This window comes from Mesorhizobium sp. P2_F7 (genome assembly GCF_056403695.1).
Window position 1 is genome coordinate 1,085,381 of sequence record NZ_JBFUFA010000001.1, and the last position, 20,523, is coordinate 1,105,903.

Sequence of the window (20,523 nt, forward strand, 5' to 3'; positions counted from 1 at the left end):
GGGGGAGATGGCCGGCAGGCCAGAGGGGGCCCTAGCGCACAAAGCGCCAACGTCATTTCGGCGCTTCACGCGCGACGACCCCCTCTGTCGCCTTTGGCGACATCTCCCCCTCGAGGGGGGAGATTACCGCTACACCGCAATCCTCGGCCGTCCCGAAGCCACCGCAACCACATGCGCCTCAATGAACATGCGCTGGCTCTCAACCGTAGAAACCTTGAACTCTGTCGCGACCTCGATCTCAGCATTGTCGGTGCCGGCATCCCTCGCCCGCTCGGCCACAATCGCCCGCACATCCGCCTCCGCCGCAGCGATCGCTTTGGCCTCGTCGGTGAAGTCGCGCACCGTTTGCCCCGACGCGAGTCGAAACAAGCCTTCCTTGGGCTGGCTGACGCGGGCTTCGGCGGAGACGCGGACCTGGCCAACGACCGCGCCGAGTGCGTTGGCGACGTCCGTATCCTCCGGCACCACGCACTCATTGCCGACCAGCTCGGCCAAGCCGGCATAGTGCAGCGGCGCCGAGGCGCCGAGGCCGATGACCGGGCGGTCGAGCGCGACGCTCAGGCGGGCGATGCCGGGATGGGCATCGACGGCGCGCTGCACCAGCGCATGGGCGACGGTGGCGGCCCCATCCAGCCCGTCTTCGGCGAAGGCGGTTTCCAGGATATATTCGGCCGACCAGCGGGTCAGCGTCAGCAGCACGCGTTCTGAAATCACTTCCGGCGAGGCGGCGATGTTCTGGCCGCGGCCGTCGCGCTTGCGGGCAAACAGCTCGGCGCCGAGGCGGGCAGTCGCCGCATCCCAATTGGCCTGCTTGCCCAGCACATGTGCGGCGTCCGAGGGGGTGAAGCCCGAGATATGCACCAGCCCGCGCGACACCAGCCGGTTCAACGTGGCGTTCTGGGCGTTCGACGCCAGCAGCCTGTCGATGGCGAGCGGCACGGCGCCGATCTGCTCGTAGAGCTTTGCTTCAGGCGCGGTGAGGCCGGCGGCGAGCCTGTCCGGCACGCCGGTGCGCAGCGCGAAGCGGCCATCCATGCGGCCCGGGTTTGGCGCGCGCAGCTGGCGTTCAAGCTCCGACGTCACGGAAACACCATGCATCATGCCGGCCAGCGCCAGCGGCACCAGGCGGCGCGGCCCGAGCAGGATCTTCGGGTTGAGCGCGCCGTCTTCCAGCGCCACTTCGGAATCGCCGCCAAGACCAAAGGTGCGCATCGCCACCGCCTCGACCATGGTGCGGAAGCCGCCGACGGTGGCGCCTTCGGGATCGAGCCTGGGACGGCCGCCATCGAGCACGGCAACGTCGGTGGTCGTGCCGCCAATGTCGGAGACCATGGCGTTGTCCAGGCCCGTCATGTGGCGCGCGCCGACCAGGCTGGCGGCCGGGCCGGACAGAATGGTCTCGATCGGCCGCTGGCGGGCAAAGGCCGCCGAGACCAGCGCGCCGTCACCGCGCACCACCATCAGAGGCGCCGCGATGTTGCGGGCTTCCAGAAACCCTTCGGTCGCCGCCACCAGCCGGTCGATCATCGAGATCAGCCTGGCGTTGAGCAAAGTGGTGAGCGCGCGACGAGGACCTCCGAGCTTGGCCGACAATTCGTGGCTGGCGGTAACTGGCAAGCCGGTCTTTTCGCGGATGAGGTCGCGGGCCGCCAGTTCATGCGCGGGATTGCGGGTGGCGAAATAGGCGCAGACGGCAAAGCCCGACACCGAGGCGCCGAGTTCGGGGAGTGCCGCTTCCAGTCCCGACAGGTCGAGCTTGGCCGCGTTGCCGTGGACATCATGGCCGCCGGAGCAAAACACCACCGGGTCGGTGCCGAGCGCCGTCTTCAGTCCGTCGCGGGCAAGGTCGGCCTCGGTAAAGCCGATCATGATCAGCGCCACGCGGCCACCCTGGCCTTCAACCAGCGCATTGGTGGCAAGCGTTGTGGACATCGACACCAGCTTGATCGCAGCCGGGTCGGTGGCGGATTTTTCCAGCACCGCATCGACCGCGCCGGAAATGCCGACCGCAAGATCGTGGCGCGTGGTCAGCGCCTTGGCCTTTGCGAGCACCTTGCCTTTTGGCCCACCTTGTTCCGACCACAGCACGGCATCGGTATAGGTGCCACCGGTGTCGATGCCGAGGAACAGGGGTTTTGGTTTGGCGGTCATTTCTGGCGGTCCGGGATTCTGCTTCTCCCGCCCTTAGCCGATACGGCCCCGCGGATAAAGGCGGGAGAGGTGGGCCAGTTTGACCCTCCTCCTCGCGAGTCTCTCGATGGAGAGAATTCCGGCAGGACGCAGAGGCTGACGGATGGGACGCCCTGCGCCCGCACGCCAAACTTTGTAACGGTCACATTTTTTCATTGGTGCGCGGCCTGCCTTTGCGTGCACCATGCGGCGATCCCACCCTCGCAGGACTTCCCCATGACCACGCTTCCCGGCATTGCCGACATCCACGCCGCCGCCGCGCGGCTCTCTGGCCTGATCGTCGAAACGCCGTTGATCGAATCGCTGGAACTCAACAAGCGCTTCGGCGGCCGCATCCTGTTCAAGCCGGAGACGCTGCAGCGCACCGGCTCGTTCAAGTTCCGCGGCGCCTACAACAAATTGTCGACATTGAGCGAGGAAGAGCGCGGCCGCGGCGTCGTCGCCTTTTCTTCCGGAAACCATGCGCAAGGCGTTGCCGCGTCGGCCGCCATGTTCGGCGTCAAGGCGGTCATCGCCATGCCGGCCGATGCGCCGGCGATGAAGATCGCCAATGTCCGCAAGATGGGCGCCGAAGTGGTGCCGTTCGATCGTTTTCGCGACGACCGCATGACCGTGGTGCGCCCCTATATGGACAAGGGCATGGTGCTGGTGCCGCCCTTCGACGATCCGGCCATCATCGCGGGGCAGGGCACGATCGGCCTTGAACTGATGCGCCAGGCCAAGGCACTCGGTGTCAGCCTCGACGCGGTTCTCGTCCCCTGCGGCGGCGGCGGCCTGTCGAGCGGCATTTCGATTGCGGTCAAAGACGCCTCGCCAGATACGGCCGTCTGGGCGGTGGAGCCCGAGCATTTCGACGACACCCGCCGCTCGCTGGCCAAGGGCGAAAGGGTTTCCAACGAACCCGGCCACAGCTCGATCTGCGATGCCATCCTCACCGCCGAGCCCGGCGCGATCACCTTTGAGATCAACCGCAAGAATCTCGCCGGCGCCATCGCCGTCTCCGACAAGGCGGCCGCACAGGCGATGCGCGACGCCATGGCGCATCTCAAGCTGGTGGTTGAGCCCGGCGGCTGCGTGGCGCTGGCAGCGCTCTCGTCAGGCGAGATCGAGCTGTCGGGCAAATGCGTCGCGGTCGTGCTGTCGGGCGGCAATGTCGATTTCAGCACCTATGCCGAGATCATGGCCGCGGCCTGAGAACCGGTATGGCAGACGCTGAGATAAGAGCGGCGCTGGATCGCCATTGGGCGGCCTCCGATACCAATGATTTCGAGGCGGAGCATCAGATCTATCGCGACGACGCGGTGCTCGACTATCCGCAATCGGGCGAGCGCATCGTCGGGCGGCACAACATCCGGTCCTCGCGTGTCGCGCAGCCGAACCAGAAACGCTTTTCCGTGCGCCGTATCATCGGCGCCGGAAACCTCTGGATCACCGAGTATGTCCTGACCTATGACGGGGTTCCGTCCTATACGGTGAGCATCATGGAGTTCCTCGATGGCAAGGTGGCCCGCGAGACCCAGTACTTTGGCGATCCATTCGAGCCGGGCCCTTCGCGCGCACAATGGGTCGAGCGGATACCTTGAAGCCAGGCGGCGCTAGCATGACCGGCCACCGCCCACTCGACCGCGTCGACCTGCCGGAAGATACGACTGCTCTCGCCCGCTATCTCATCGGCAGGCTGGTGATGCGCGAGTTGCCGGAAGGTATCGTCAGCGGCCGCATCGTCGAGACCGAAGCCTATGTCGTCGGCGACGCCGCCGGCCATGGTTTTCGCGGGATGACGCCGCGCAATAGATCGCTGTTTCTCGCACCCGGTCATGCCTATGTCTATCGCGCCTATGGCGTCTCCTGGATGCTCAATGTTTCAAGCGAGGGACCGGGCACCGGCACCGGCGTGCTGATCCGGGCGCTCGAACCGCTCGAAGGCATTCCGCTTATGCAGCAGAACCGGGGCGTCCAGAGCCTGCGTGACCTGGCGCGAGGTCCGGGACGGCTCGCCCAGGCCTTGCGGATCGATCGTTCGCTCGACGGCCTCGATCTGTGCCGCCAAGGCCCGCTATGGCTGGCAGAAGACGAGCATCAAGCCGGCGACATCGGCCAAGGCATCCGCATCGGCATTACCAAGGATGCCGACCGACTGCTGCGGTTTTACGTCAGGGGCAGTCCCTTCGTCAGCGGTCCAAAATCGCTCAACCCCTGAGAGCCTAGTCGAGTGTCCGCCTGAACCGCACCAATGCGACGCCGGCAAACAAAGCCACGAACGCAACCAGCCAGGTGATCTCGCCCGCCACCGCCGGCAGCTCGGCGCCCTTCAGCATCACCGCGCGGGTGATGCGCAGAAAATGCGTCAGCGGGAAAATCTCGCCAAAGATCTGCGCCCAGCCCGGCATGCCGCGATAGGGGAACATGAAGCCCGACAGCAGAATCGACGGCAGGAAGAAGAAGAAGGTCAGCTGCAGCGCCTGCATCTGCGTGCGGGCAATGGTCGAGATGGTGTAGCCGAGCAGCACCAGCGCCAGCACGAACACCAGCACGGCAGTGAGCAGCAGCGACATCGAGCCGGTGAACGGGATGGCGAACAGAAGCTTCGACGCCGCCAGCACCACCACCACCTGCACCGCGCCGACCGCCAGATAGGGCAGCACCTTGCCCATCATGATCTCGAGCGGGCTGGACGGCATCGCCAGCAGGTTCTCCATCGTACCGCGCTCGGTCTCGCGCGTCAGCGCGATCGAGGTCATCATCACCATGGTCATCTGCAGGATGACGCCGAGCAGGCCGGGAACGATGTTGTATTGCGAGATGCCTTCCGGGTTGTAGCGCCGGTGCACCACCACATCGAGCTGGCCCCTGGCGTTCTCGGTCGCCGCCTCCTGCATGCCTTGCGCCCGAAGCAGCGCCTGGCTGGCGACAGTGCTTAGCGTCGAGATGGCGCCGCTGGCGGCGGCCGGGTCAGTGGCGTCGGCCTCGATCAGAATCTCAGGATTGTCGCCGCGTTCGACCCGGCGGCCGAAATCGGCGGGGATGGTGACGACGAAGGTAACGTCGCCGTGTGCCATCAGGAATTCGGCCTCCTCGGCGCTTTGCGCGACGTGGTCGAAACGGTAATAGCCGGTCGTCTGAAGCGCCGCGACAATGGCGCGCGTGTAAGGGTCGTTGCTGGTCGCCACGAGTGCGGCAGGCAGGCTTTTGGGATCGTTGTTGATGGCATAGCCGAACAGCACCAGCTGAACCAGCGGCACGCCAAGCATCATGGCGAAGGTGATGCGGTCGCGCCGCATCTGGATGAATTCCTTGATAAGCAGCGCGCCAAGCCTGGCGAAGGAAAAGATGCCGTTCATGCCATATTGTCCTTCGAGCCGGACATGAACTGGATGAACACATCCTCGAGGCTGGTTTCGCCGGGCTTTACCGTGACACCCTTGTGCTCCTTCTCGACGTCGGCCAGCGCCTTCTTGAGCTTTGCCTTGTCGGAGCCGACGACATGCAACGTGGCGCCGAACGGCGCCACCTGGTCGACGCCCGGCCGCCCCCTGAGCGCGTCGGCGACCTGATCGAGGCGCGGTCCCTGCAGCACGAAGGTGGTCAGCCCGGCATTCTTCACCACTTCGTCCACCGTGCCRGTGGCCAGCATCTTGCCATAGGAGATATAGCTGATGCGGTGGCAGCGCTCGGCTTCATCCATATAGTGGGTGGAGACCAGCACGGTCAGACCGCCGCCCGCCAGCCTGTGGATTTCGTCCCAGAATTCGCGCCGCGCCTTGGGGTCGACGCCGGCGGTCGGCTCGTCGAGCAGCAGCAGCTTCGGCTTGTGCATGATGCAGGCGGCCAGTGCCAGCCGTTGCTTCCAGCCGCCGGACAGCGTGCCGGCGAGTTGGTTGCGCCGCGTCGTCAGGCCGAGCTCTTCCAGCGTGCGCGCGACATGCTCTTCCACCGGCTTCAGCCGGTAGAGCCGCGCCACGAATTCGAGGTTTTCGCCGATGGTCAGATCCTCGTAGAACGAGAATTTCTGCGTCATGTAGCCGACTTCGCGCTTGATGCGGAGCGACTCGGTGCGGATGTTGAAACCCAACACCGTGCCTTCGCCCTCATCGGGCGTTAAGAGGCCGCACATGATGCGGATGGTCGTCGTCTTGCCGGAACCGTTCGGGCCGAGAAAGCCAACGATCTCGCCCTCGGCCACCGACATCGTCACATGGTCGACGACGGTCTTGTCGCCAAAACGCTTGACCAGGCCATGAACGTCGATGGCGTTCATGGTGCCGAGGCCGCCAGTTCGACATCGACGATCTGGCCCGGCTGCAGCGGGCCCGTATTGCCCTCGGGCCGGGCTTCGACGAGGTAGACCAGCTTCTGCCGGTTCTCGAGCGAATAGATCACCGGCGGGGTGAATTCCGGATCGGGCGAGACATAGCTGACGCGCGCCTTCACGCCGTCGCCACAGCCGTCGCAATGGACGGCAAGCAGCGTGCCGACCTTGATCGACGAGAAGGCGCTTTCCGGGATATAGACGCTGAGTTTCACGGCGCCGTCGGGCAGTATAGAAATGACGGGCGCGGTCGGGCCGGCGGTGTCGCCGGGGTTGCGGATGACGTCGTTGACGCGGCCGGGCGAGGGCGCCGCCAGCACCCGCTTCGACAGCCGCCACTCAGCCTGTTCCAGGGCCGACTGCGCCTGCTTGACCTGGTTGTCGGCCGCCTTGATCGTTTCAGCCCGTGCCGGCAGGCCGCCGACGGCGAGATTTGCCTCCGCCTGGCCGACCTGCGCATTGGCCGTCTCCAGCGTCGCCGACGCAGTGTCGTAGTCGGCCTGCGTGCCGGTGCCGCGCTTGAACAGGTCGGCGGCGCGGTCATAGCGGCGCCTGGCGTCGGTGGCTTGCGCGCGGGCCATGTCGACCTCGGCCTTCAGCACGGCGATCTCTTCCGGCCTTTTGCCGACCTGCAGATCGGCCAGCTGCGCCTGCGCCTGCGCCAGCGCCGCTTCGGCTTGCGCCACGGCAATCTTGGCATCGGCGCTTTCCAGCGTCACCACCGGCGTGTTGGGCTCGACACGGTCGCCGCGCTTGACCGTGACGGTCTCGACCTGCGCCACCTCGATCGGCGCCAGCAAGACATAGTCGCCCTCGACATAGCCGACGGCGAGAGGCGCTGCCGGCGCGCAGGCGCCGAACAGCTGGGCCGCGAGCGGCAGGGAACAGAAAAAGCTCATCGCTTGCCCTCCTTGCGGGCGGCCGGTTTGCGCGCGCCCAGCATGGCCTCGAGATTGTTCGTGGCGACCGCCACCACCTTGGCGGCTTCCGCCGCGCCGATCTCGCGCCAGCCCATCCGGCGCAGCACTGCCTCACGGCCGATGCGGAAATAGATGACCTGGCCGATCATGGTGAAAACGGTGAGCTTGGTGGCCTCGCTCTCGGCTGGCTCGCCGGTAGCCTGTTCCCAGACCTGGCAGAGCCGGCGATGCGTCGGCTCGAACACGCCGGCATAGATACGGTCGAGCGCCGCCGTGGGATGCGAGAGCTCGCGGAGTACGAATTGTACGATCTCGCCGGCCTCGGGACTGGCAACGATAAATCCCACCATCGCCTCCAGCGCGGTGAACAATTGTGCCCTGGCAGCCTCTGGGGTGGACGGCGTCGATGCCTGCGCCGGTCCGATAGCCTGTCCGGCAATGGCCTGGATGGTTTCGACGATGTGGTCGGCGGCGGCGGCGCGTAAGCCTTCCTTGCCGCCGAAATGATAGGCGATCGAGCCAATATTGGCCTTGGCCTCAGCCGCAATCTCGCGTGTCGAGGTGCCGTCGAAGCCCTGCCGTCCGAACAGTTTGAGCGCGGCCAGCACGAGTGCGGCGCGCGTTTGCTCGGCGGGCGATGTTTCCTGGCGGGGCATTTTTTCGGGTGCGGCTTTGATCATGCAGACTATTTAATCAATCGATTGATTAAAGTCAAATTGATTCTCTGTGCCGGCTTGCCATGTCGAGCCGCAGACGCTTTAGTGCGCGGCCATGGGCAAGGAAGTCGAACGCAAATTCCTGGTCTCCAGCGCCGAATGGTGCAATCTGGCCGAGGCGGATATCCGCATTCGCCAGTTTTACCTTGCCGCAGCGCCTGGCCGCACCGTGCGGGTGCGCATCAGCGACGGCACCTCGGCGAAGCTGACGCTCAAATTCGGCAGCCGCGCCCGCGAGCGCGACGAATACGAATATCCGATCCCGCTGGCCGATGCCGAGGAGATGCTGGCCTTCGCCATCGGACATGTCATCGAGAAGACACGCCACCATGTTAGGCATCGCGGCTATCTCTATGAAGTCGATGTTTTCGGCGGGATTCTTGCCGGCCTGGTGGTGGCCGAGCTTGAGACGCCGGAGAATGTACCAGACGAAATGCTGCCCGACTGGCTCGGCCGCGAAGTGACCGGCGAGCAAAGGTTTTACAACGCGTCGCTCGCCCTTGGGGGGATTCCGGAGATCGCCGCATGAGTTTTCGCATCGACCCGCGCCTGCCGCTGACCGGCGAGGTCAGGCGCATCCTTGGCGAGGAAATCGGCAAGGCGCTTGCCCATCTGGCCGCCGCGCGTGACCGACCGGAGCAGGCATTGCACAAATGCCGCAAGCGGCTGAAGAGCGCGCGTGCCTTGCTGCGTCTCGTCCATTCCGGAAACGAAACGTTTTGCCAGACCGAGAATCAGTGCTACCGCCAGGTGGCGGCCCTGCTGGCAGGCCCGCGCGAAGCGACCGCGCTGGTCGAGACCATCGACCGGCTGGCAGCCGCCTTTCCCGAGCAGGTTGCCGGCGGCGGCCTCGACAGCGTGCGTGACCGGCTCATTTCCCGCCAACATGAAATCCATGCCGGCGCCGGCCTCGACGCGGCGATAGGCGCTGCCACCGCCGCCTGCGAGGAAGGCCTGGTGCGGATAGAGCGGCTGCTGCTCCCGGATCTGCCCGAACATGCCGCCGATGTGCTCGCCGACGGCGCCCGCGCGACCTTGCGCCGAGCGAAGAAGGCGCTGGACAGAGCGGGATCGCGCGGCGAGGCCGAGGATTTCCACGATCTGCGCAAGGCGGCCAAGACCCATTCGATGCATCTGTCGCTGCTCGGCCGGCTGTGGCCGACGCCGATCAAGGTGCGGCGCAAGGCGGTCGACGAACTGGGCGAAAGGCTGGGCGAGTTGCACGATGTCTTCGTCATGCGCGCGCTGCTTGAAGCCGACGGCGAGCCGCTCGGCGATGCGCAGGACACAAAGCTCCTGGGCAAGCTGTTGAAGCGCTCCGAAAAGAGCCTGAAGAAGAGCTGTCTTGCCGGAGCCGCCGAACTGTTCGGCGACAGCCCCAAGCGCTCGACGAAGAAACTCGCCCGCAATGCCCGCGACGACCTTGCCGGCCCGGCGCCACAGGAAGAGACAAGCGCAACAGTCGGGTGATGCGCCGGCCGCTGGCCCTCGCCCACCACCCCGTGCTAGTCACGCTCTACGATGACCGCGCCCGCCGAAACGCTTCTCGACCGACTTGGCCGCTGGCTTGCCGGCCGGCTGCAGGACGAATCCTCGGGCTATGAGCCGTACACACCGTCCGACGCCGAGACGCTGCGCCGCGCGCTCGAACCCGGCGACATCCTGCTCATCGAGGGCAACCAGAAGATCTCCGCGGTCATCAAATATCTGACCCAGTCGACATGGTCACACGCCGCCTTCTATGTTGGCGATGCCTTGCCCGTACCCGCTGACGGGTCGGAGCGGCCGCGCCTGATCGAGGTTACGCTCGGCGAAGGCTGTGTCGCCGTGCCGCTGTCGCGCTACCGCACCTACAACACGCGGATCTGCCGCGCGAGCGGCCTGACGCCGGAAGACCGCGACAAGGTCGTCGCCTTCATGATCGGCAAGCTCGGCCTGAAATACGATCTCAAGAACATTTTCGACATGCTGCGCTTTTTCCTGCCGGCACCGCCGGTGCCGGTGCGCTGGCGCCGCCGCATGCTGGCGTTCGGCTCCGGCGATCCGACGCGCGCCATCTGCTCGACGCTGATTGCCGAGGCCTATGGCCAGATCCGCTATCCGATCCTGCCCGAGATCACCCGCGCGCCCGGCCGCGCCTCGGCGCAGTCGAACTATTCGCGCCGGGAAATCCTGCACATCCGTCACCACTCGCTATACACGCCGCGCGACTTCGACCTGTCGCCTTTCTTCCGCATCGTCAAGCCGACGCTGGAGTATGGTTTCGACTACCGGGCGGTGACCTGGGAGGACAAGGCAAGCATAGACGCCGCGGCCACGAAGGCTGGCGCAATCGCCTCAGACACGTGACGGCTTTCGGGTTGCGTCAGAACATTCCCCTATCCGGCCGAGGTGCAGGCGTTTCACATGGCAGCCTGCATCACGCCGAAACCGCAACAGCGCCCTGGTTTTCGGCTCTGTGTTCGACCCAGACATGGACCGGTTCGTCCCGGCCGCGGATGCTCACCGGTCCATGATCGCGCGCATTCAACTGTGTCGTGGGCGATTCCGCCTTCGCGGCCTCAATCAGTCGTGACCCAAAGCAAATATTCGCCCGAAGCTCGCGGCAGAGCGCCTGCAAACGGCTGGCGACGTTGACGGTGTCGCCCACCACCGCGAAGGACAGATTGCGCTCGCTGCCGACCGCGCCGATGACAACTGCGCCATATTGTGCACCGATCCGAACGTCCAGCGACGGGTATCCCCTGGACACACGCTGCACATTCCAGTCTTCGAGAGCAGCGATCATCGCTTCGGCGCACCGGATGGCTCGAGTCGCGTCATCATGGCTGGCTTGCGGAACCCCGAATGTCGCCATGATGCAATCGCCGATATAGTTGTCGACGGTGCCATGGTGGTCGAAAACGACCTGCTCCATGCGACGGTGGAACTGGCGCAGAAGTTCGAACACCGCTTCGGCCGGATGATCCTCGGAATAGTGTGTGAAGCCGACGATGTCGGCGAACAGCACCGCGATATCCTGCCGGCGGACCGGACCGAAGGGCTCGTCATCGGTGGCGAGCTGGTCGACGACATTGGGCGAAAAATGCCGGGCGAGATTGGCGCGGGCGCGCTCTGCCTTGACATAATCATCCGACAGATGTCGGGAACGAGACACGACCAGCGCCATGATTGCGCCGATAATCAGCACAATCAACACGTTGGTCGCCTGCGCGAATGTGTCGACGAAATTGGGGTTGAGATAGAGGTTCAGTCGCTCTGTCATCGGCATCGAATAGAGGTTCGTCGCCGGAATGACGGTTTCCGGACGAAGAATCACCCATCCCACGCCGATCGTCCACGTCAAGGCCGCGAGCGCGCCGAGATAGAGCGCCAATCGTGTCGAAAGGGTCAGCGCGCCAAGGCATACGAAAATCAGCAGGAATTTGAAGCTGCCCTCGCGCAGCTGCATCGCGGCCGGCGCGATCTCCTGGGAAAACGGGTTGGGCGTTATCAGCAGAACGGTCAGCAGAATGATGTCCAGCGTACCGACGAGGTAACCGATCCACCATCGCGCCGTGCTGCGACGACGCGCAAAGAGAAACTGGATCAGGCCGACGAGCTGAAACAGGACGAGGCCTGCCAGCACGAAAAGCAACGCGGCATCCCAGCGGCTGATCAATGAAAAGAAGCAGGAGATCACAGCAAGCGATGCCGTACGCGCCCAGAACTGCAATGCGGCACCCTGACGTTCCGCGCGCTCCCGCAGATTCTTCAGGCGCGAGTAGCGGCGAAGTTCAAGTGTTGGTGCGGTCGGCATGGGATCACTTCGATTCATGGGGACGTGTCATGCGGTCTGGCAAATCAATGCGCGAACTCTATCACGAATGTGGGTTTCATTTTTGAACCGCGGCTGCAAAGAGCAAAAACGTCCAGACAAAAGATCATGGTGAAAACCGAAGCAAGACAGGCGGAGGCTTGGCCGTGTCAGGCGGGCAAAGGACGGCGTCCCTTTGCTGGAGCGGCGGGCCGGTCGGATGCCCCGGCATCCCTGGGGTGCGGGCCGATCGGCATGATCGCCGGAAACGGCGTCGCGCCGAAAGCAAACGTCCATTTGTAGCCGGTCAGCCCGTCTTCTGGCGTCGTGTGCTGGTCGTGATGGGCGAGCAGTTTTACGCGCTCGGCCAGTTCCTCGGCCTCACGCCTGACCATCTCCGCCGTTTCCGGCCGCATCCGCCTGGAGAAGGAGACGAAAGTCGCTTCCCGCTCCAGATGGGTGATCGCCCAGCCGATGAAATTCTTGTTGGTCATCTCGAACAGCGGCCTGAGCGGCCCTTCGAAATTCCACTGGATCGGCGTGTCGACCAGCAGCCGCGCCGACAGCCCGCTGCCCAGCGCAATCAGGCCGAGCGCTTCGAGATCGCGCAGATAGAGGAACATCGAGGCTTCGCTCAGGCCTTGCGAGCGCATGACGCCTTCGGGCGTGAACTTCTCCGACAGCATGACGAAGATGAACAGCAGCGCCGGCCGCCCGGCGAGCTTGCGTTCGATCTCCGGCGCGATGCGGTTGACCGGTCCCGGCCCCCTGTTCATCGATCCCAGCACGTTTTCCAGCTCGACGCCGGCGGCGGCGCAGATTTCCACCAACCGGTCGAGCTTGCAATTGCGCTCGTGAAAAATGCGCTTCACCGTCGGCTCGGAAACGCCCATCCGTTCGGCAAGGTCGCGATAGGTGACGCCCTTGGCCTTCAGCGTCCGCTTCAGTGCCTCGAAGATCAGGCCATTCATGGGATGCACCTCTTTTGCGCCATTTGGTATCGGTTTTCGATACTAGCTGTAATCGACCTTCCCGAAAAGTATCGAAATCTCTAGCTCTCCGCTCGTCATCACAGGAGACCTGGCCATGAAACCCCTCATCACCTCGATTTGTTTCGCCGCCTTCGGCATCGTGCTTGCACCGGCCGCCCAGGCCGGCGAGATCTGGCGCGCCTCCGGCTTCCAGCAGCCGGAATCGGCGCTGTTCGACGCCGCCAACAATCGCATCATCGTCTCCAACATCGTCGGCAATCCCGGCGAAGCCGACGGCAACGGCTATCTCTCGGTGCTGTCGCTGGAGGGCAAGGTCGTCACCCAACACTGGACCGACGGCATGGATGCACCGAAGGGTTCGGCGATCTCCGGCGGCAAGATATACGTCGCCGATATCACCAAGGTGCGTGTCGTCGATCTCGCCAGCGGCAAGCTCGTCTCGACCATCGATGTGCCTGGCGCTGTCTTCCTCAACGACGTGACATCGGACAGGTCGGGCAAAATCTATGTCACCGACATGCTGGCCGACGCCATCTACCGCATCGACGGCGGCAAGCCTGAACTGTTCGTCAAGGACGCATTGCTGGCGTCGCCCAACGGCGTCTTCGCCGATGGCGATCGGCTGATCGTGGCGTCCTGGGGCAAGGGCATCAAGCCCGACTTCAGCACCGCCGAGCCCGGCGGCCTGCTGTCGGTCGACCTCGCCAGCAAGGCCGTCACGCCACTGCCCGGCGCGCAAAACTTCGCCGATCTCGACGGCGTCGTCGCCATCGGCGACAGCATCTACGCCACCGCCTACATGACCGGCACGCTCTATCGCTACAAGGATGGCGGCGCTCCGGAAGCAGTAGTGCAGTTCAAGCCGGGCAGCGCCGATATCGGCACAGACGGCACGCGGATCTTCGTGCCACTGATGAACGAAGGCGATATCGCCGCGGAGACCTTCGACGGAACATCGCAATGATCGACCGCCGGCCGGTCCCCGGCCGGCGGCTACGCCTTCTCCGGGGCCAACCGCGCCCGCGCATCCCCGATCGAGGCAGCATAGGTCACCAGCGGGCGCTTGACGCCGTGGTTGATCAGCGTGCGCCGTATCTGCGGTGAGGCGCCTGATATGATGAAGCGGACACCGGCGCGCTTTGCCTTATGCGCGGCGCCCTCGATGACATTGGCTGCCGTCGAATCGAAGAATGGCACGGCCGAGCAGTCGAGGATGAAGTTCTTGCGCTGGTCGGCGATACGGTCGAGCACCGTGCCGACGGTCGAGGCGGCGCCGAAGAAGAAGGCGCCGGAGATGCGATAGACGACAGTGTCGGCATCGCTCGCCTCGCTGGCATCGTAGGCGCGGCCGCTGCTGTCGGCGACATCGTCCTGCACCAGCGGCAGGTCCGCCTCCACGGCGATCGACTTGGCCATGCGGTCGATGAACAGGATCGAGCCCAGCGCGAAGCCGACGACAATGCCTTCGGTGAGATCGCGGAAGACGACGATCAGGAACGTCGCCATCAGCACCAGCGCATCGCCGCGCGAAGCGCGCAGCAGCGTGGCGAAAGCCTGCTTCGAGATGGCTGCGATGAGGCAGCCAGGGACACGGATTATCCCCGTCAATTGGTTTTCACAACGCAGAACTGGAGAACCCCGAATGGCTGTTTCCGACCCGAAACGGTCATTTTTGTGGGAAAGTGATGGCGCCTCGGCATGGCCGCTCTGAGTCTTTTGACTTGTCATTTCGGCCAAGTTCATTAATTGCGCCATATCAGTTGATCGGCCAGCATGGCATCCGGAAGCATATAACCAAGGATTGAGGGATTTGGTCGATCTCAACACCCACATTGCGCATGCTGCGCGGGACCGGAATTCCCCGCGAGTCGTCGCGGTCCTTACAACACGGAACGAAGAACGGTTCGTCGCCGGATGTCTCGAGAACCTCTTTCGGCAAGGCGTACAGGTCTACATCTGCGACAATCTTTCGACGGACCGAACGCTTGAGATTGCCCAGCGCTACCGCGGGGTCGGATTGATAGGTTTCGAAAGCATCCCGCACAACGGCTGGTATTGCTGGGAACAGCTTCTTCGTCGCAAAGAGGAACTTTTTCAGTCGCTCGACGCTGACTGGTTCATGCATCTTGACGCTGACGAGATCCACCTTCCGCCGCCTTCGTACTCATCGTTGGTCTCCGCCATCGCGGCAGCCGACGCACTCGGCTTCAATGCGATCGAGTCTTCCGAGTTCACGTTCATTCCTACTCGGGAAGCACCTGATCACGACAATCCCAATTATCAACACACACTGCGTACCTATTACCCGTTCCGGCCGAGCTCCCCGCACTGCGTCCGTGCGTACAAGAAACAGGGCGGCCCCATGGAGATTGCGTGGTCAGGCGGCCACCGCGTACGCTTCGAGGGTCCGGTAAGGCTCTCCCCCGAGCGTTTTCGCATGAAGCACTATCTGTTCCTGAGCGCAGAGCACGCCGCGCGCAAGTATGCTGGCCGCCGGTACCTGAGCGAGGAGGTCAATGGTCTTGGTTGGCACGGATGGCGACCCCGCTTGCGACCAGGAGATATCCAACTGCCGGACACTACCCAGGTGCTCACCACGGCGACGGACGACGACCTGGACGAGACCAAGCCATGGTCGGCGCACTGGCTTGAGCGGTACGCCTCGTGAGCGATGTACACCTCCCCCGCATCCTGGCGATCGCGGACCGACCCGGCTGGGCGATCGATAGAAAGACGCAAAATCTCCGGCGCGTGCTGGAAGGAAGGTTCGAGATCGTCGAACGATTCCAGCATGATGTGACTGAGTCCGACGTGAACGTGGCGGACATCGTGCTCATCTTCTATTGGTTCCAACTCGCGAAGCTGCCCCTGCCGGAATCGGTCCTCGCCCGGCGGTCTGACAGGCTGCTCATCGGGATCTGCAGCCACAGAGAACTGGAGGGCGAGTTCCGCGAGCCCGGGCTCGCTGCTCTGCACCGGCTGGCGCGCGCTGTCTTTGTCAACAATCGGAAGCTCGAGCACGAATATAGTCCTCTACTGGGTGTTCCGGTCCACTACACGCCCAATGGAGTCGACACGACATTCTTTTGCCCCCCGCCAGAGCCGCAACCTTATTCTGGCGAGCTCCGCGTCGGATGGGCGGGAAGTCTCGGCAACCATGGTCCGGCACATCGCGGCTTCCACGACGTCATCGAGCCCGCCGTCGCTGCCGTGCCGGGCGTGCGACTACTGACTGCGATTCGGGAGCAACACTGGCGCAACCATGACGAAATGCTCGACTTCTATCGGAATCTCGACGTTTATGTCTGCGCCAGTCGCAGCGAAGGTACTCCCAATCCTTGCTTGGAGGCGGCGGCGTGCGGTGTCCCCTTGGTGACGACCCGTGTGGGAAACATGCCCGAACTGATTCGGGATGGTGACAACGGGCTGTTCTTCGATGGAACTGCGGAAGGGCTTGCGAACAAGCTCGCCCTGTTGCGGACCACGCCATCGATCGGATCGCGGATGTCCGCCCGCATGATCGAGACGATCCAAGAGTGGGATTGGGCCGTGCAGGCGGAGAACTACGCGCACATGTTTTCCTCGTTGCTAAATGCAGGCGGAGCGGCCGCCACCGTCAAAAGTTGACATTCAACCGGCGGATAACTTTCTACTGACAAAATGACCCCGCCCGGCAAATCCCGGCTGCTTACTGTGTCTCCAGCTTCCCCATCAGTTGCGCTCGCGCATCCCCGATCGAGGCGGCATAAGTCACCAGCGGCCGCTTGACGCCGTGGTTGATCAGCGTGCGCCGTATCTGCGGCGAGGCGCCTGAGATGATGAAGCGCACGCCGGCGCGCCTGGCCTTGTGGGCGGCCCCCTCGATGACATTGGCGGCCGTCGAATCGAAGAACGGCACCGCCGAGCAATCGAGGATGAAGTTCTTGCGCTGGTCGGCGATGCGGTCGAGCACGGTGCCGACCGTGGAGGCAGCGCCGAAGAAAAAGGCGCCCGAGATGCGATAGACGACGGTCTCGGCGTCGGTCGCCTCGCTGGAATCATAGACGCTGGCGCTGTCGGCGACATCGTCCTGCGCCAGCGACTGGTCCGCTTCGACCGCGATCGACTTGGCCATACGGTCGATGAACAGGATCGAGCCCAGCGCGAAGCCGACGACGATGCCTTCGGTGAGGTCGCGGAAGACGACGATCAGGAAGGTCGCCATCAGCACCAGCGCGTCGCCGCGCGAAGCGCGCAGCAGCGTGGCGAAGGCCTGTTTTTCGAACATGTTCCAGCAGACCACCGCCAGCACCCCGGCAAGGGCGGCAAGCGGGATGTAGCTGGCCAGGGGTGCTGCCACCAGCATGAAGACCAGCAGGAACAGCGAATGCAGCATGCCCGAAACCGGCCCGTGCGCGCCGGCCCGCACATTGGTGGCGGTGCGGGCGATGGTGCCGGTGGTGCAGATGCCGCCGAACAGGGCAGACGCGATGTTGGCAAAACCCTGCGCCACCAGTTCGCAGTTGGAGCGGTGTCGGCGTCCGGTCATGCCGTCGGCAACCACGGCCGACAGCAGCGATTCGATGGCGCCGAGCAGGGCAAAGGCCACCGCATCCGGCAGCACGGCGACCACCTTGTCGAGGCTGAACGCCGGCAGCGCCGGAAACGGCAGGCTGCGCGGAATGCCGCCATAGCGCGTGCCGATCGTTTCCGCAGGCAGTGCCAGCAGCGCCACCACCAGCGAGGCCAGCCCGACGGCGATCAGCATACCCGGCCAGCCGGGCCGCCAGCGCTTGACCGCAACGATGGTGACGATGGTCAGCACCGCGACGAACGTTGCTGCGAGATTGATCGTGCCGGCGGCCTCGCCGATCGCCATCAGCTTCGGCACCAGCGGCCCGGGCTCCTTGCCCGCCAGTTTCAGCCCGAACAGTTCGACGATCTGGCCGGAGAAGATGATGATCGAGATGCCGGCGGTGAAGCCGACCGTCACCGGATAAGGGATGAATTTGATGTAGGTACCGAGCCTGAGATAGCCGATGGCGAGCAGGAAGACGCCCGACATCATCGTCGCCAGCAGCAGACCGTCGATACCTTCGCGCTGCACCGTCGCCGCCACCAGCACGATGAAGGCGCCGGCCGGGCCGCCGATCTGGAAGCGGCTGCCGCCGAGCGCGGAGACGATGAAACCGCCGACGATGGCCGTGAACAGGCCGCGCTCCGGCGTCACCCCCGAAGCGATCGCGATCGCCATCGACAGCGGCAGCGCGACGATGGCGACGGTCAGTCCGGCCATGAAGTCGGCCTTGAATTGCGGCAGGTGATAACCCTCGCGCCAGACCGTCACCAGTTTCGGCGTGAACAGTTCGGAAAATGTCGGCTTCGCGGAATTCTGGGCCGACTTTTGGGCCGGTTGATGCACTGCTCGTCGGATCTGATCCATGGACTGCCTTCCGCTTGCGTGAAGGCGGCGGGATCGTCGGCAGGACTGTCGGCGGTCGCCGTCGCGACTGTGTGCCGGCTCAACCTTGCGGGTTCGGCGACGCGACGGGCTTGAGGCGCACGCCTCGGCCGCCGCGCTCGCTGGTCTGGTTCTCGCCGATCAATTCCACCCCGGCCTCATCGAGTGCCTGGATGACCTTCATCAGCGTGTCGACCACGCCCCTGACCACGCCGTCGCTCGCTTCCATGCGCTGAATGGTAGGAAGCGAAACCCCGGCGCGCTCCGCGAGCGTCCTCTGATCGATGCCGGCCAGCGCCCTCGCGGCGCGCATCTGCGCGGCAGTGATCATCGGCCTGAACCCCCGTCTGAGTCTGCGGAAACGACGTATAATACAATCATGGTGATGTTTCAACCATCATAAAGCATATATGAGACATGATATGCCTGTGGAGTCGGATGGGCGGGAAACCGGAAAAGCATGCTACGCTCCCCGCCTTGGTTCTCATTGGAGGGGAGATATCGGTTGAAGATTTTCAAGACCTTGATGACATCGGCAGCCTTGCTGTCGGCGGTTTTTCTGCTGGCGGGCTGCGGACACGGGCTGATCAACCGGCTGATTTGATGGTCGCTCCGGACTGTCAGTTTTCAGACTCGCTGTCACTATTCGCCACCGCATGCCGCCGCTGCAGCAGCCGCGCTGCCAGCCAGCACAGCATCGCCCAGGCGAAGCCGGCGCACCAGCCGGCGAGCACGTCGGAAGGCCAGTGGACGCCGAGATAGACGCGGCTGACGCCGACCAGCAGTGTCGTCAGAACCGCGAGGCAGAGCACGAAGATCTTCGTCGTACGTCCCGGCAGGAAGCGCGCTGCCAGCGAGCCGAGAGTCAAATAGGTCACCGCCGAGACCATGGCATGGCCGCTTGGAAACGACAGCGACGTCTCTGTGACGAGGTGCGAGACAAGGTCAGGGCGCGGTCGGTCGATCTCGGCTTTCAGCAAGGTCGACAGCGCCTGGCCGCCGGCCACGGCCACCAGGATGAACAGCGCCGTTCCTGCCTTGCGGATCAGCAGGAGATAGACGATCACCGCCGCTACGATCAGCACCAGCACCGAGGAGCTACCAAGGCTGGTGATGTCGCGCATCGCGCCTTGCAGCCACAGCGGGCCGAGCGGAACGTCGGGATGGCCAGTTTGGCGGAAGGCGAGCAGGATCTCGGTGTCGAAGGCGTGCGGGGTGGTGGCGCGCGCCACCTCCATCAGCTCTTCGAACCCCCAAAGCCCGCCGGCGATGATCAGCCCGGCGAGCAGCACCGGAAATTCGATCCAGTTGGCGAGGGTGCGGACGGCGGTCTTCATCGGACTATAGCCGCCCCTGCAGATAGGGCCCGAGTGTGATCAGCGCCACCGCAGCGATGGCAAGGACGATGCCGGTCGCCTGCAAGGCATTGACGCGTTCGCCGAAGAACACCAGCGCCACGACATTGACCGACACCAGCTGGATCACCGCCGACAGGCTGAACGACACCGACATGCCGAACTCGCGGACCAGCCGCAGCATGATCAGATTGCCCAGCGTATAGAGCGCCAGCGTCACCACGATCTTGCCGAGGCTCGGCGCCAACCCCCATTGCTTGGCCGCGGTTGCCGCCAGCAGGAAGATCACCGTCGAAATGACGAGCTGCGCCAGTCCCCAGAAACTCACTTTGTGCCTCGCTGCCGTTTGTGGCAGCCCTTGTTTCGCAAGCGTGCCGAGACGTCAAGCGAACTGCGGTGGAACAGGCCTGACCGGTGGCGAGACGTAGCCGGGTCGGTGGCAGCAAGATCGCGGTGCGATTGCAACGTTCGGGCCGGATTTACTCAAATCCGGGCGTCTGCTCCACTCAAGCCTCGGGAAAGATTGGACATTTATTCTCGGCGCCCTAGGTCTTGTAGAGGAGGCTGCCATGCCGAAGTCTGTTTATGACCGTGGCCTGCTCAGGCCCAATGACATCGCCAAGCTGCAACGTGTGTTCGACGAGGCCTGCCGCAGGCGCGACGTGCATCCCGATTCGGCCGAGGCGCGGGAGATCGCGCTGAACGTGCTCGCGCTCCACAATGCCGGTATGGTCGAGGAGGACATGCTTATGGAAACCGTCGGTTTCCGCCGGTTGGAGCCGAAATCGGCGTGAAGCCATAAGTA

General features: G+C 64.1%; 21 protein-coding genes and 1 pseudogene. 10 read left to right on the forward strand and 12 right to left on the reverse strand.

Annotated elements, in window-relative coordinates; translation table 11 throughout:
• Window positions 1-129: 129 nt before the first annotated feature.
• Window positions 130-2,151, reverse strand: coding sequence for a hydantoinase/oxoprolinase N-terminal domain-containing protein (locus AC1DZ8_RS05055; RefSeq protein WP_477305073.1), 2,022 nt, complete (start codon window positions 2,149-2,151; stop codon window positions 130-132).
• Window positions 2,152-2,406: 255 nt separating this feature from the next.
• On the opposite strand from AC1DZ8_RS05055, the gene AC1DZ8_RS05060 reads away from it, so the two are divergent.
• The 3 genes from AC1DZ8_RS05060 to AC1DZ8_RS05070 are packed head-to-tail and all read left to right on the forward strand — an operon-like array spanning window position 2,407 to window position 4,390.
• Complete coding sequence (locus tag AC1DZ8_RS05060; protein WP_477305075.1) at window positions 2,407-3,384, forward strand: threonine ammonia-lyase; 978 nt, start codon at window positions 2,407-2,409, stop codon at window positions 3,382-3,384.
• 8 nt (window positions 3,385-3,392) lie between these two features.
• A complete protein-coding gene (locus AC1DZ8_RS05065; protein ID WP_477305077.1) occupies window positions 3,393-3,773 on the forward strand; it encodes a nuclear transport factor 2 family protein in 381 nt (126 codons plus the stop codon).
• Window positions 3,774-3,790: 17 nt separating this feature from the next.
• Window positions 3,791-4,390 carry a DNA-3-methyladenine glycosylase gene (locus AC1DZ8_RS05070; protein ID WP_477305079.1) on the forward strand — a complete coding sequence of 200 codons (600 nt, stop codon included), beginning with the start codon at window positions 3,791-3,793 and terminating at the stop codon, window positions 4,388-4,390.
• 4 nt (window positions 4,391-4,394) lie between these two features.
• On the opposite strand, the gene AC1DZ8_RS05075 is transcribed toward AC1DZ8_RS05070, so the two are convergent.
• The 4 genes from AC1DZ8_RS05075 to AC1DZ8_RS05090 are packed head-to-tail and all read right to left on the reverse strand — an operon-like array spanning window position 4,395 to window position 8,099.
• Complete coding sequence (locus tag AC1DZ8_RS05075; RefSeq protein ID WP_477305081.1) at window positions 4,395-5,531, reverse strand: ABC transporter permease; 1,137 nt, start codon at window positions 5,529-5,531, stop codon at window positions 4,395-4,397.
• The gene (locus tag AC1DZ8_RS05080) at window positions 5,528-6,448 is read right to left on the reverse strand and encodes an ABC transporter ATP-binding protein (RefSeq protein WP_477305083.1); all 921 of its coding nucleotides are present in this window, start codon (window positions 6,446-6,448) and stop codon (window positions 5,528-5,530) included. The genes AC1DZ8_RS05075 and AC1DZ8_RS05080 overlap by 4 nt, the downstream gene beginning before the upstream one ends.
• Window positions 6,445-7,398, reverse strand: a complete 954-nt coding sequence (locus AC1DZ8_RS05085; protein ID WP_477305085.1) for an HlyD family secretion protein — start codon at window positions 7,396-7,398, stop codon at window positions 6,445-6,447. The genes AC1DZ8_RS05080 and AC1DZ8_RS05085 overlap by 4 nt, the downstream gene beginning before the upstream one ends.
• Window positions 7,395-8,099, reverse strand: coding sequence for a CerR family C-terminal domain-containing protein (locus AC1DZ8_RS05090; protein WP_477305087.1), 705 nt, complete (start codon window positions 8,097-8,099; stop codon window positions 7,395-7,397). The genes AC1DZ8_RS05085 and AC1DZ8_RS05090 overlap by 4 nt, the downstream gene beginning before the upstream one ends.
• A 91-nt stretch (window positions 8,100-8,190) precedes the next feature.
• On the opposite strand from AC1DZ8_RS05090, the gene AC1DZ8_RS05095 reads away from it, so the two are divergent.
• The 3 genes from AC1DZ8_RS05095 to AC1DZ8_RS05105 are packed head-to-tail and all read left to right on the forward strand — an operon-like array spanning window position 8,191 to window position 10,484.
• The gene (locus tag AC1DZ8_RS05095) at window positions 8,191-8,664 is read left to right on the forward strand and encodes a CYTH domain-containing protein (RefSeq protein ID WP_477305089.1); all 474 of its coding nucleotides are present in this window, start codon (window positions 8,191-8,193) and stop codon (window positions 8,662-8,664) included.
• Complete coding sequence (locus tag AC1DZ8_RS05100) at window positions 8,661-9,605, forward strand: CHAD domain-containing protein (RefSeq protein ID WP_477305091.1); 945 nt, start codon at window positions 8,661-8,663, stop codon at window positions 9,603-9,605. Before AC1DZ8_RS05095 ends, AC1DZ8_RS05100 begins: the two co-directional genes overlap by 4 nt.
• Before the next feature lie 51 nt (window positions 9,606-9,656).
• Window positions 9,657-10,484 carry a C40 family peptidase gene (locus AC1DZ8_RS05105; protein ID WP_477305093.1) on the forward strand — a complete coding sequence of 276 codons (828 nt, stop codon included), beginning with the start codon at window positions 9,657-9,659 and terminating at the stop codon, window positions 10,482-10,484.
• A 70-nt stretch (window positions 10,485-10,554) separates the two neighbouring features.
• Here AC1DZ8_RS05105 and AC1DZ8_RS05110 read toward each other — a convergent pair whose 3' ends face one another.
• Together AC1DZ8_RS05110 and AC1DZ8_RS05115 are read right to left on the reverse strand one after the other, a co-directional pair.
• A complete protein-coding gene (locus AC1DZ8_RS05110; RefSeq protein ID WP_477305095.1) occupies window positions 10,555-11,934 on the reverse strand; it encodes an adenylate/guanylate cyclase domain-containing protein in 1,380 nt (459 codons plus the stop codon).
• Window positions 11,935-12,101: 167 nt separating this feature from the next.
• Window positions 12,102-12,902: a helix-turn-helix domain-containing protein gene (locus AC1DZ8_RS05115; protein ID WP_477305096.1), complete on the reverse strand. Its 801-nt coding sequence runs from the start codon at window positions 12,900-12,902 to the stop codon at window positions 12,102-12,104.
• A 115-nt stretch (window positions 12,903-13,017) separates the two neighbouring features.
• On the opposite strand from AC1DZ8_RS05115, the gene AC1DZ8_RS05120 reads away from it, so the two are divergent.
• Window positions 13,018-13,887, forward strand: coding sequence for an SMP-30/gluconolactonase/LRE family protein (locus AC1DZ8_RS05120; protein WP_477305098.1), 870 nt, complete (start codon window positions 13,018-13,020; stop codon window positions 13,885-13,887).
• Between the two features lie 29 nt (window positions 13,888-13,916).
• On the opposite strand, the pseudogene AC1DZ8_RS05125 reads toward AC1DZ8_RS05120, so the two are convergent.
• Window positions 13,917-14,489: pseudogene (locus tag AC1DZ8_RS05125) on the reverse strand (STAS domain-containing protein); the annotation flags it as partial.
• A 244-nt stretch (window positions 14,490-14,733) separates the two neighbouring features.
• On the opposite strand from AC1DZ8_RS05125, the gene AC1DZ8_RS05130 reads away from it, so the two are divergent.
• Window positions 14,734-15,591 carry a glycosyltransferase family 2 protein gene (locus tag AC1DZ8_RS05130; protein ID WP_477305100.1) on the forward strand — a complete coding sequence of 286 codons (858 nt, stop codon included), beginning with the start codon at window positions 14,734-14,736 and terminating at the stop codon, window positions 15,589-15,591.
• Complete coding sequence (locus tag AC1DZ8_RS05135) at window positions 15,588-16,550, forward strand: glycosyltransferase family 4 protein (protein WP_477305102.1); 963 nt, start codon at window positions 15,588-15,590, stop codon at window positions 16,548-16,550. The genes AC1DZ8_RS05130 and AC1DZ8_RS05135 overlap by 4 nt, the downstream gene beginning before the upstream one ends.
• A 61-nt stretch (window positions 16,551-16,611) precedes the next feature.
• On the opposite strand, the gene AC1DZ8_RS05140 is transcribed toward AC1DZ8_RS05135, so the two are convergent.
• The 4 genes from AC1DZ8_RS05140 to AC1DZ8_RS05155 form a co-directional block, all read right to left on the reverse strand.
• Window positions 16,612-18,345, reverse strand: a complete 1,734-nt coding sequence (locus AC1DZ8_RS05140; RefSeq protein ID WP_477305104.1) for a SulP family inorganic anion transporter — start codon at window positions 18,343-18,345, stop codon at window positions 16,612-16,614.
• A gap of 79 nt (window positions 18,346-18,424) precedes the next feature.
• On the reverse strand, window positions 18,425-18,694 hold the full coding sequence (locus tag AC1DZ8_RS05145; protein WP_477305106.1) for a helix-turn-helix domain-containing protein: 270 nt from the start codon (window positions 18,692-18,694) through the stop codon (window positions 18,425-18,427).
• Between the two features lie 289 nt (window positions 18,695-18,983).
• On the reverse strand, window positions 18,984-19,700 hold the full coding sequence (locus AC1DZ8_RS05150) for a phosphatase PAP2 family protein (RefSeq protein ID WP_477305108.1): 717 nt from the start codon (window positions 19,698-19,700) through the stop codon (window positions 18,984-18,986).
• Between the two features lie 4 nt (window positions 19,701-19,704).
• Window positions 19,705-20,046, reverse strand: a complete 342-nt coding sequence (locus AC1DZ8_RS05155; protein WP_181059899.1) for a hypothetical protein — start codon at window positions 20,044-20,046, stop codon at window positions 19,705-19,707.
• Between the two features lie 241 nt (window positions 20,047-20,287).
• On the opposite strand from AC1DZ8_RS05155, the gene AC1DZ8_RS05160 reads away from it, so the two are divergent.
• Window positions 20,288-20,512, forward strand: coding sequence for a hypothetical protein (locus AC1DZ8_RS05160; RefSeq protein ID WP_477287120.1), 225 nt, complete (start codon window positions 20,288-20,290; stop codon window positions 20,510-20,512).
• The last annotated feature ends 11 nt before the right edge of the window (window positions 20,513-20,523 follow it).

Coding starts and splice junctions, on each gene's coding strand:
- AC1DZ8_RS05085 (WP_477305085.1), bottom strand. CDS start 7,398: ATGAGCTTTTTCTGTTCCCTGCCGCTCGCGGCCCAGCTGTTCGGCGCC.
- AC1DZ8_RS05090 (WP_477305087.1), bottom strand. CDS start 8,099: ATGATCAAAGCCGCACCCGAAAAAATGCCCCGCCAGGAAACATCGCCC.
- AC1DZ8_RS05150 (WP_477305108.1), bottom strand. CDS start 19,700: ATGAAGACCGCCGTCCGCACCCTCGCCAACTGGATCGAATTTCCGGTG.
- AC1DZ8_RS05055 (WP_477305073.1), bottom strand. CDS start 2,151: ATGACCGCCAAACCAAAACCCCTGTTCCTCGGCATCGACACCGGTGGC.
- AC1DZ8_RS05075 (WP_477305081.1), bottom strand. CDS start 5,531: ATGAACGGCATCTTTTCCTTCGCCAGGCTTGGCGCGCTGCTTATCAAG.
- AC1DZ8_RS05105 (WP_477305093.1), top strand. CDS start 9,657: ATGACCGCGCCCGCCGAAACGCTTCTCGACCGACTTGGCCGCTGGCTT.
- AC1DZ8_RS05120 (WP_477305098.1), top strand. CDS start 13,018: ATGAAACCCCTCATCACCTCGATTTGTTTCGCCGCCTTCGGCATCGTG.
- AC1DZ8_RS05070 (WP_477305079.1), top strand. CDS start 3,791: ATGACCGGCCACCGCCCACTCGACCGCGTCGACCTGCCGGAAGATACG.
- AC1DZ8_RS05160 (WP_477287120.1), top strand. CDS start 20,288: ATGCCGAAGTCTGTTTATGACCGTGGCCTGCTCAGGCCCAATGACATC.
- AC1DZ8_RS05100 (WP_477305091.1), top strand. CDS start 8,661: ATGAGTTTTCGCATCGACCCGCGCCTGCCGCTGACCGGCGAGGTCAGG.
- AC1DZ8_RS05065 (WP_477305077.1), top strand. CDS start 3,393: ATGGCAGACGCTGAGATAAGAGCGGCGCTGGATCGCCATTGGGCGGCC.
- AC1DZ8_RS05115 (WP_477305096.1), bottom strand. CDS start 12,902: ATGAATGGCCTGATCTTCGAGGCACTGAAGCGGACGCTGAAGGCCAAG.
- AC1DZ8_RS05095 (WP_477305089.1), top strand. CDS start 8,191: ATGGGCAAGGAAGTCGAACGCAAATTCCTGGTCTCCAGCGCCGAATGG.
- AC1DZ8_RS05060 (WP_477305075.1), top strand. CDS start 2,407: ATGACCACGCTTCCCGGCATTGCCGACATCCACGCCGCCGCCGCGCGG.
- AC1DZ8_RS05110 (WP_477305095.1), bottom strand. CDS start 11,934: ATGCCGACCGCACCAACACTTGAACTTCGCCGCTACTCGCGCCTGAAG.
- AC1DZ8_RS05145 (WP_477305106.1), bottom strand. CDS start 18,694: ATGATCACTGCCGCGCAGATGCGCGCCGCGAGGGCGCTGGCCGGCATC.
- AC1DZ8_RS05140 (WP_477305104.1), bottom strand. CDS start 18,345: ATGGATCAGATCCGACGAGCAGTGCATCAACCGGCCCAAAAGTCGGCC.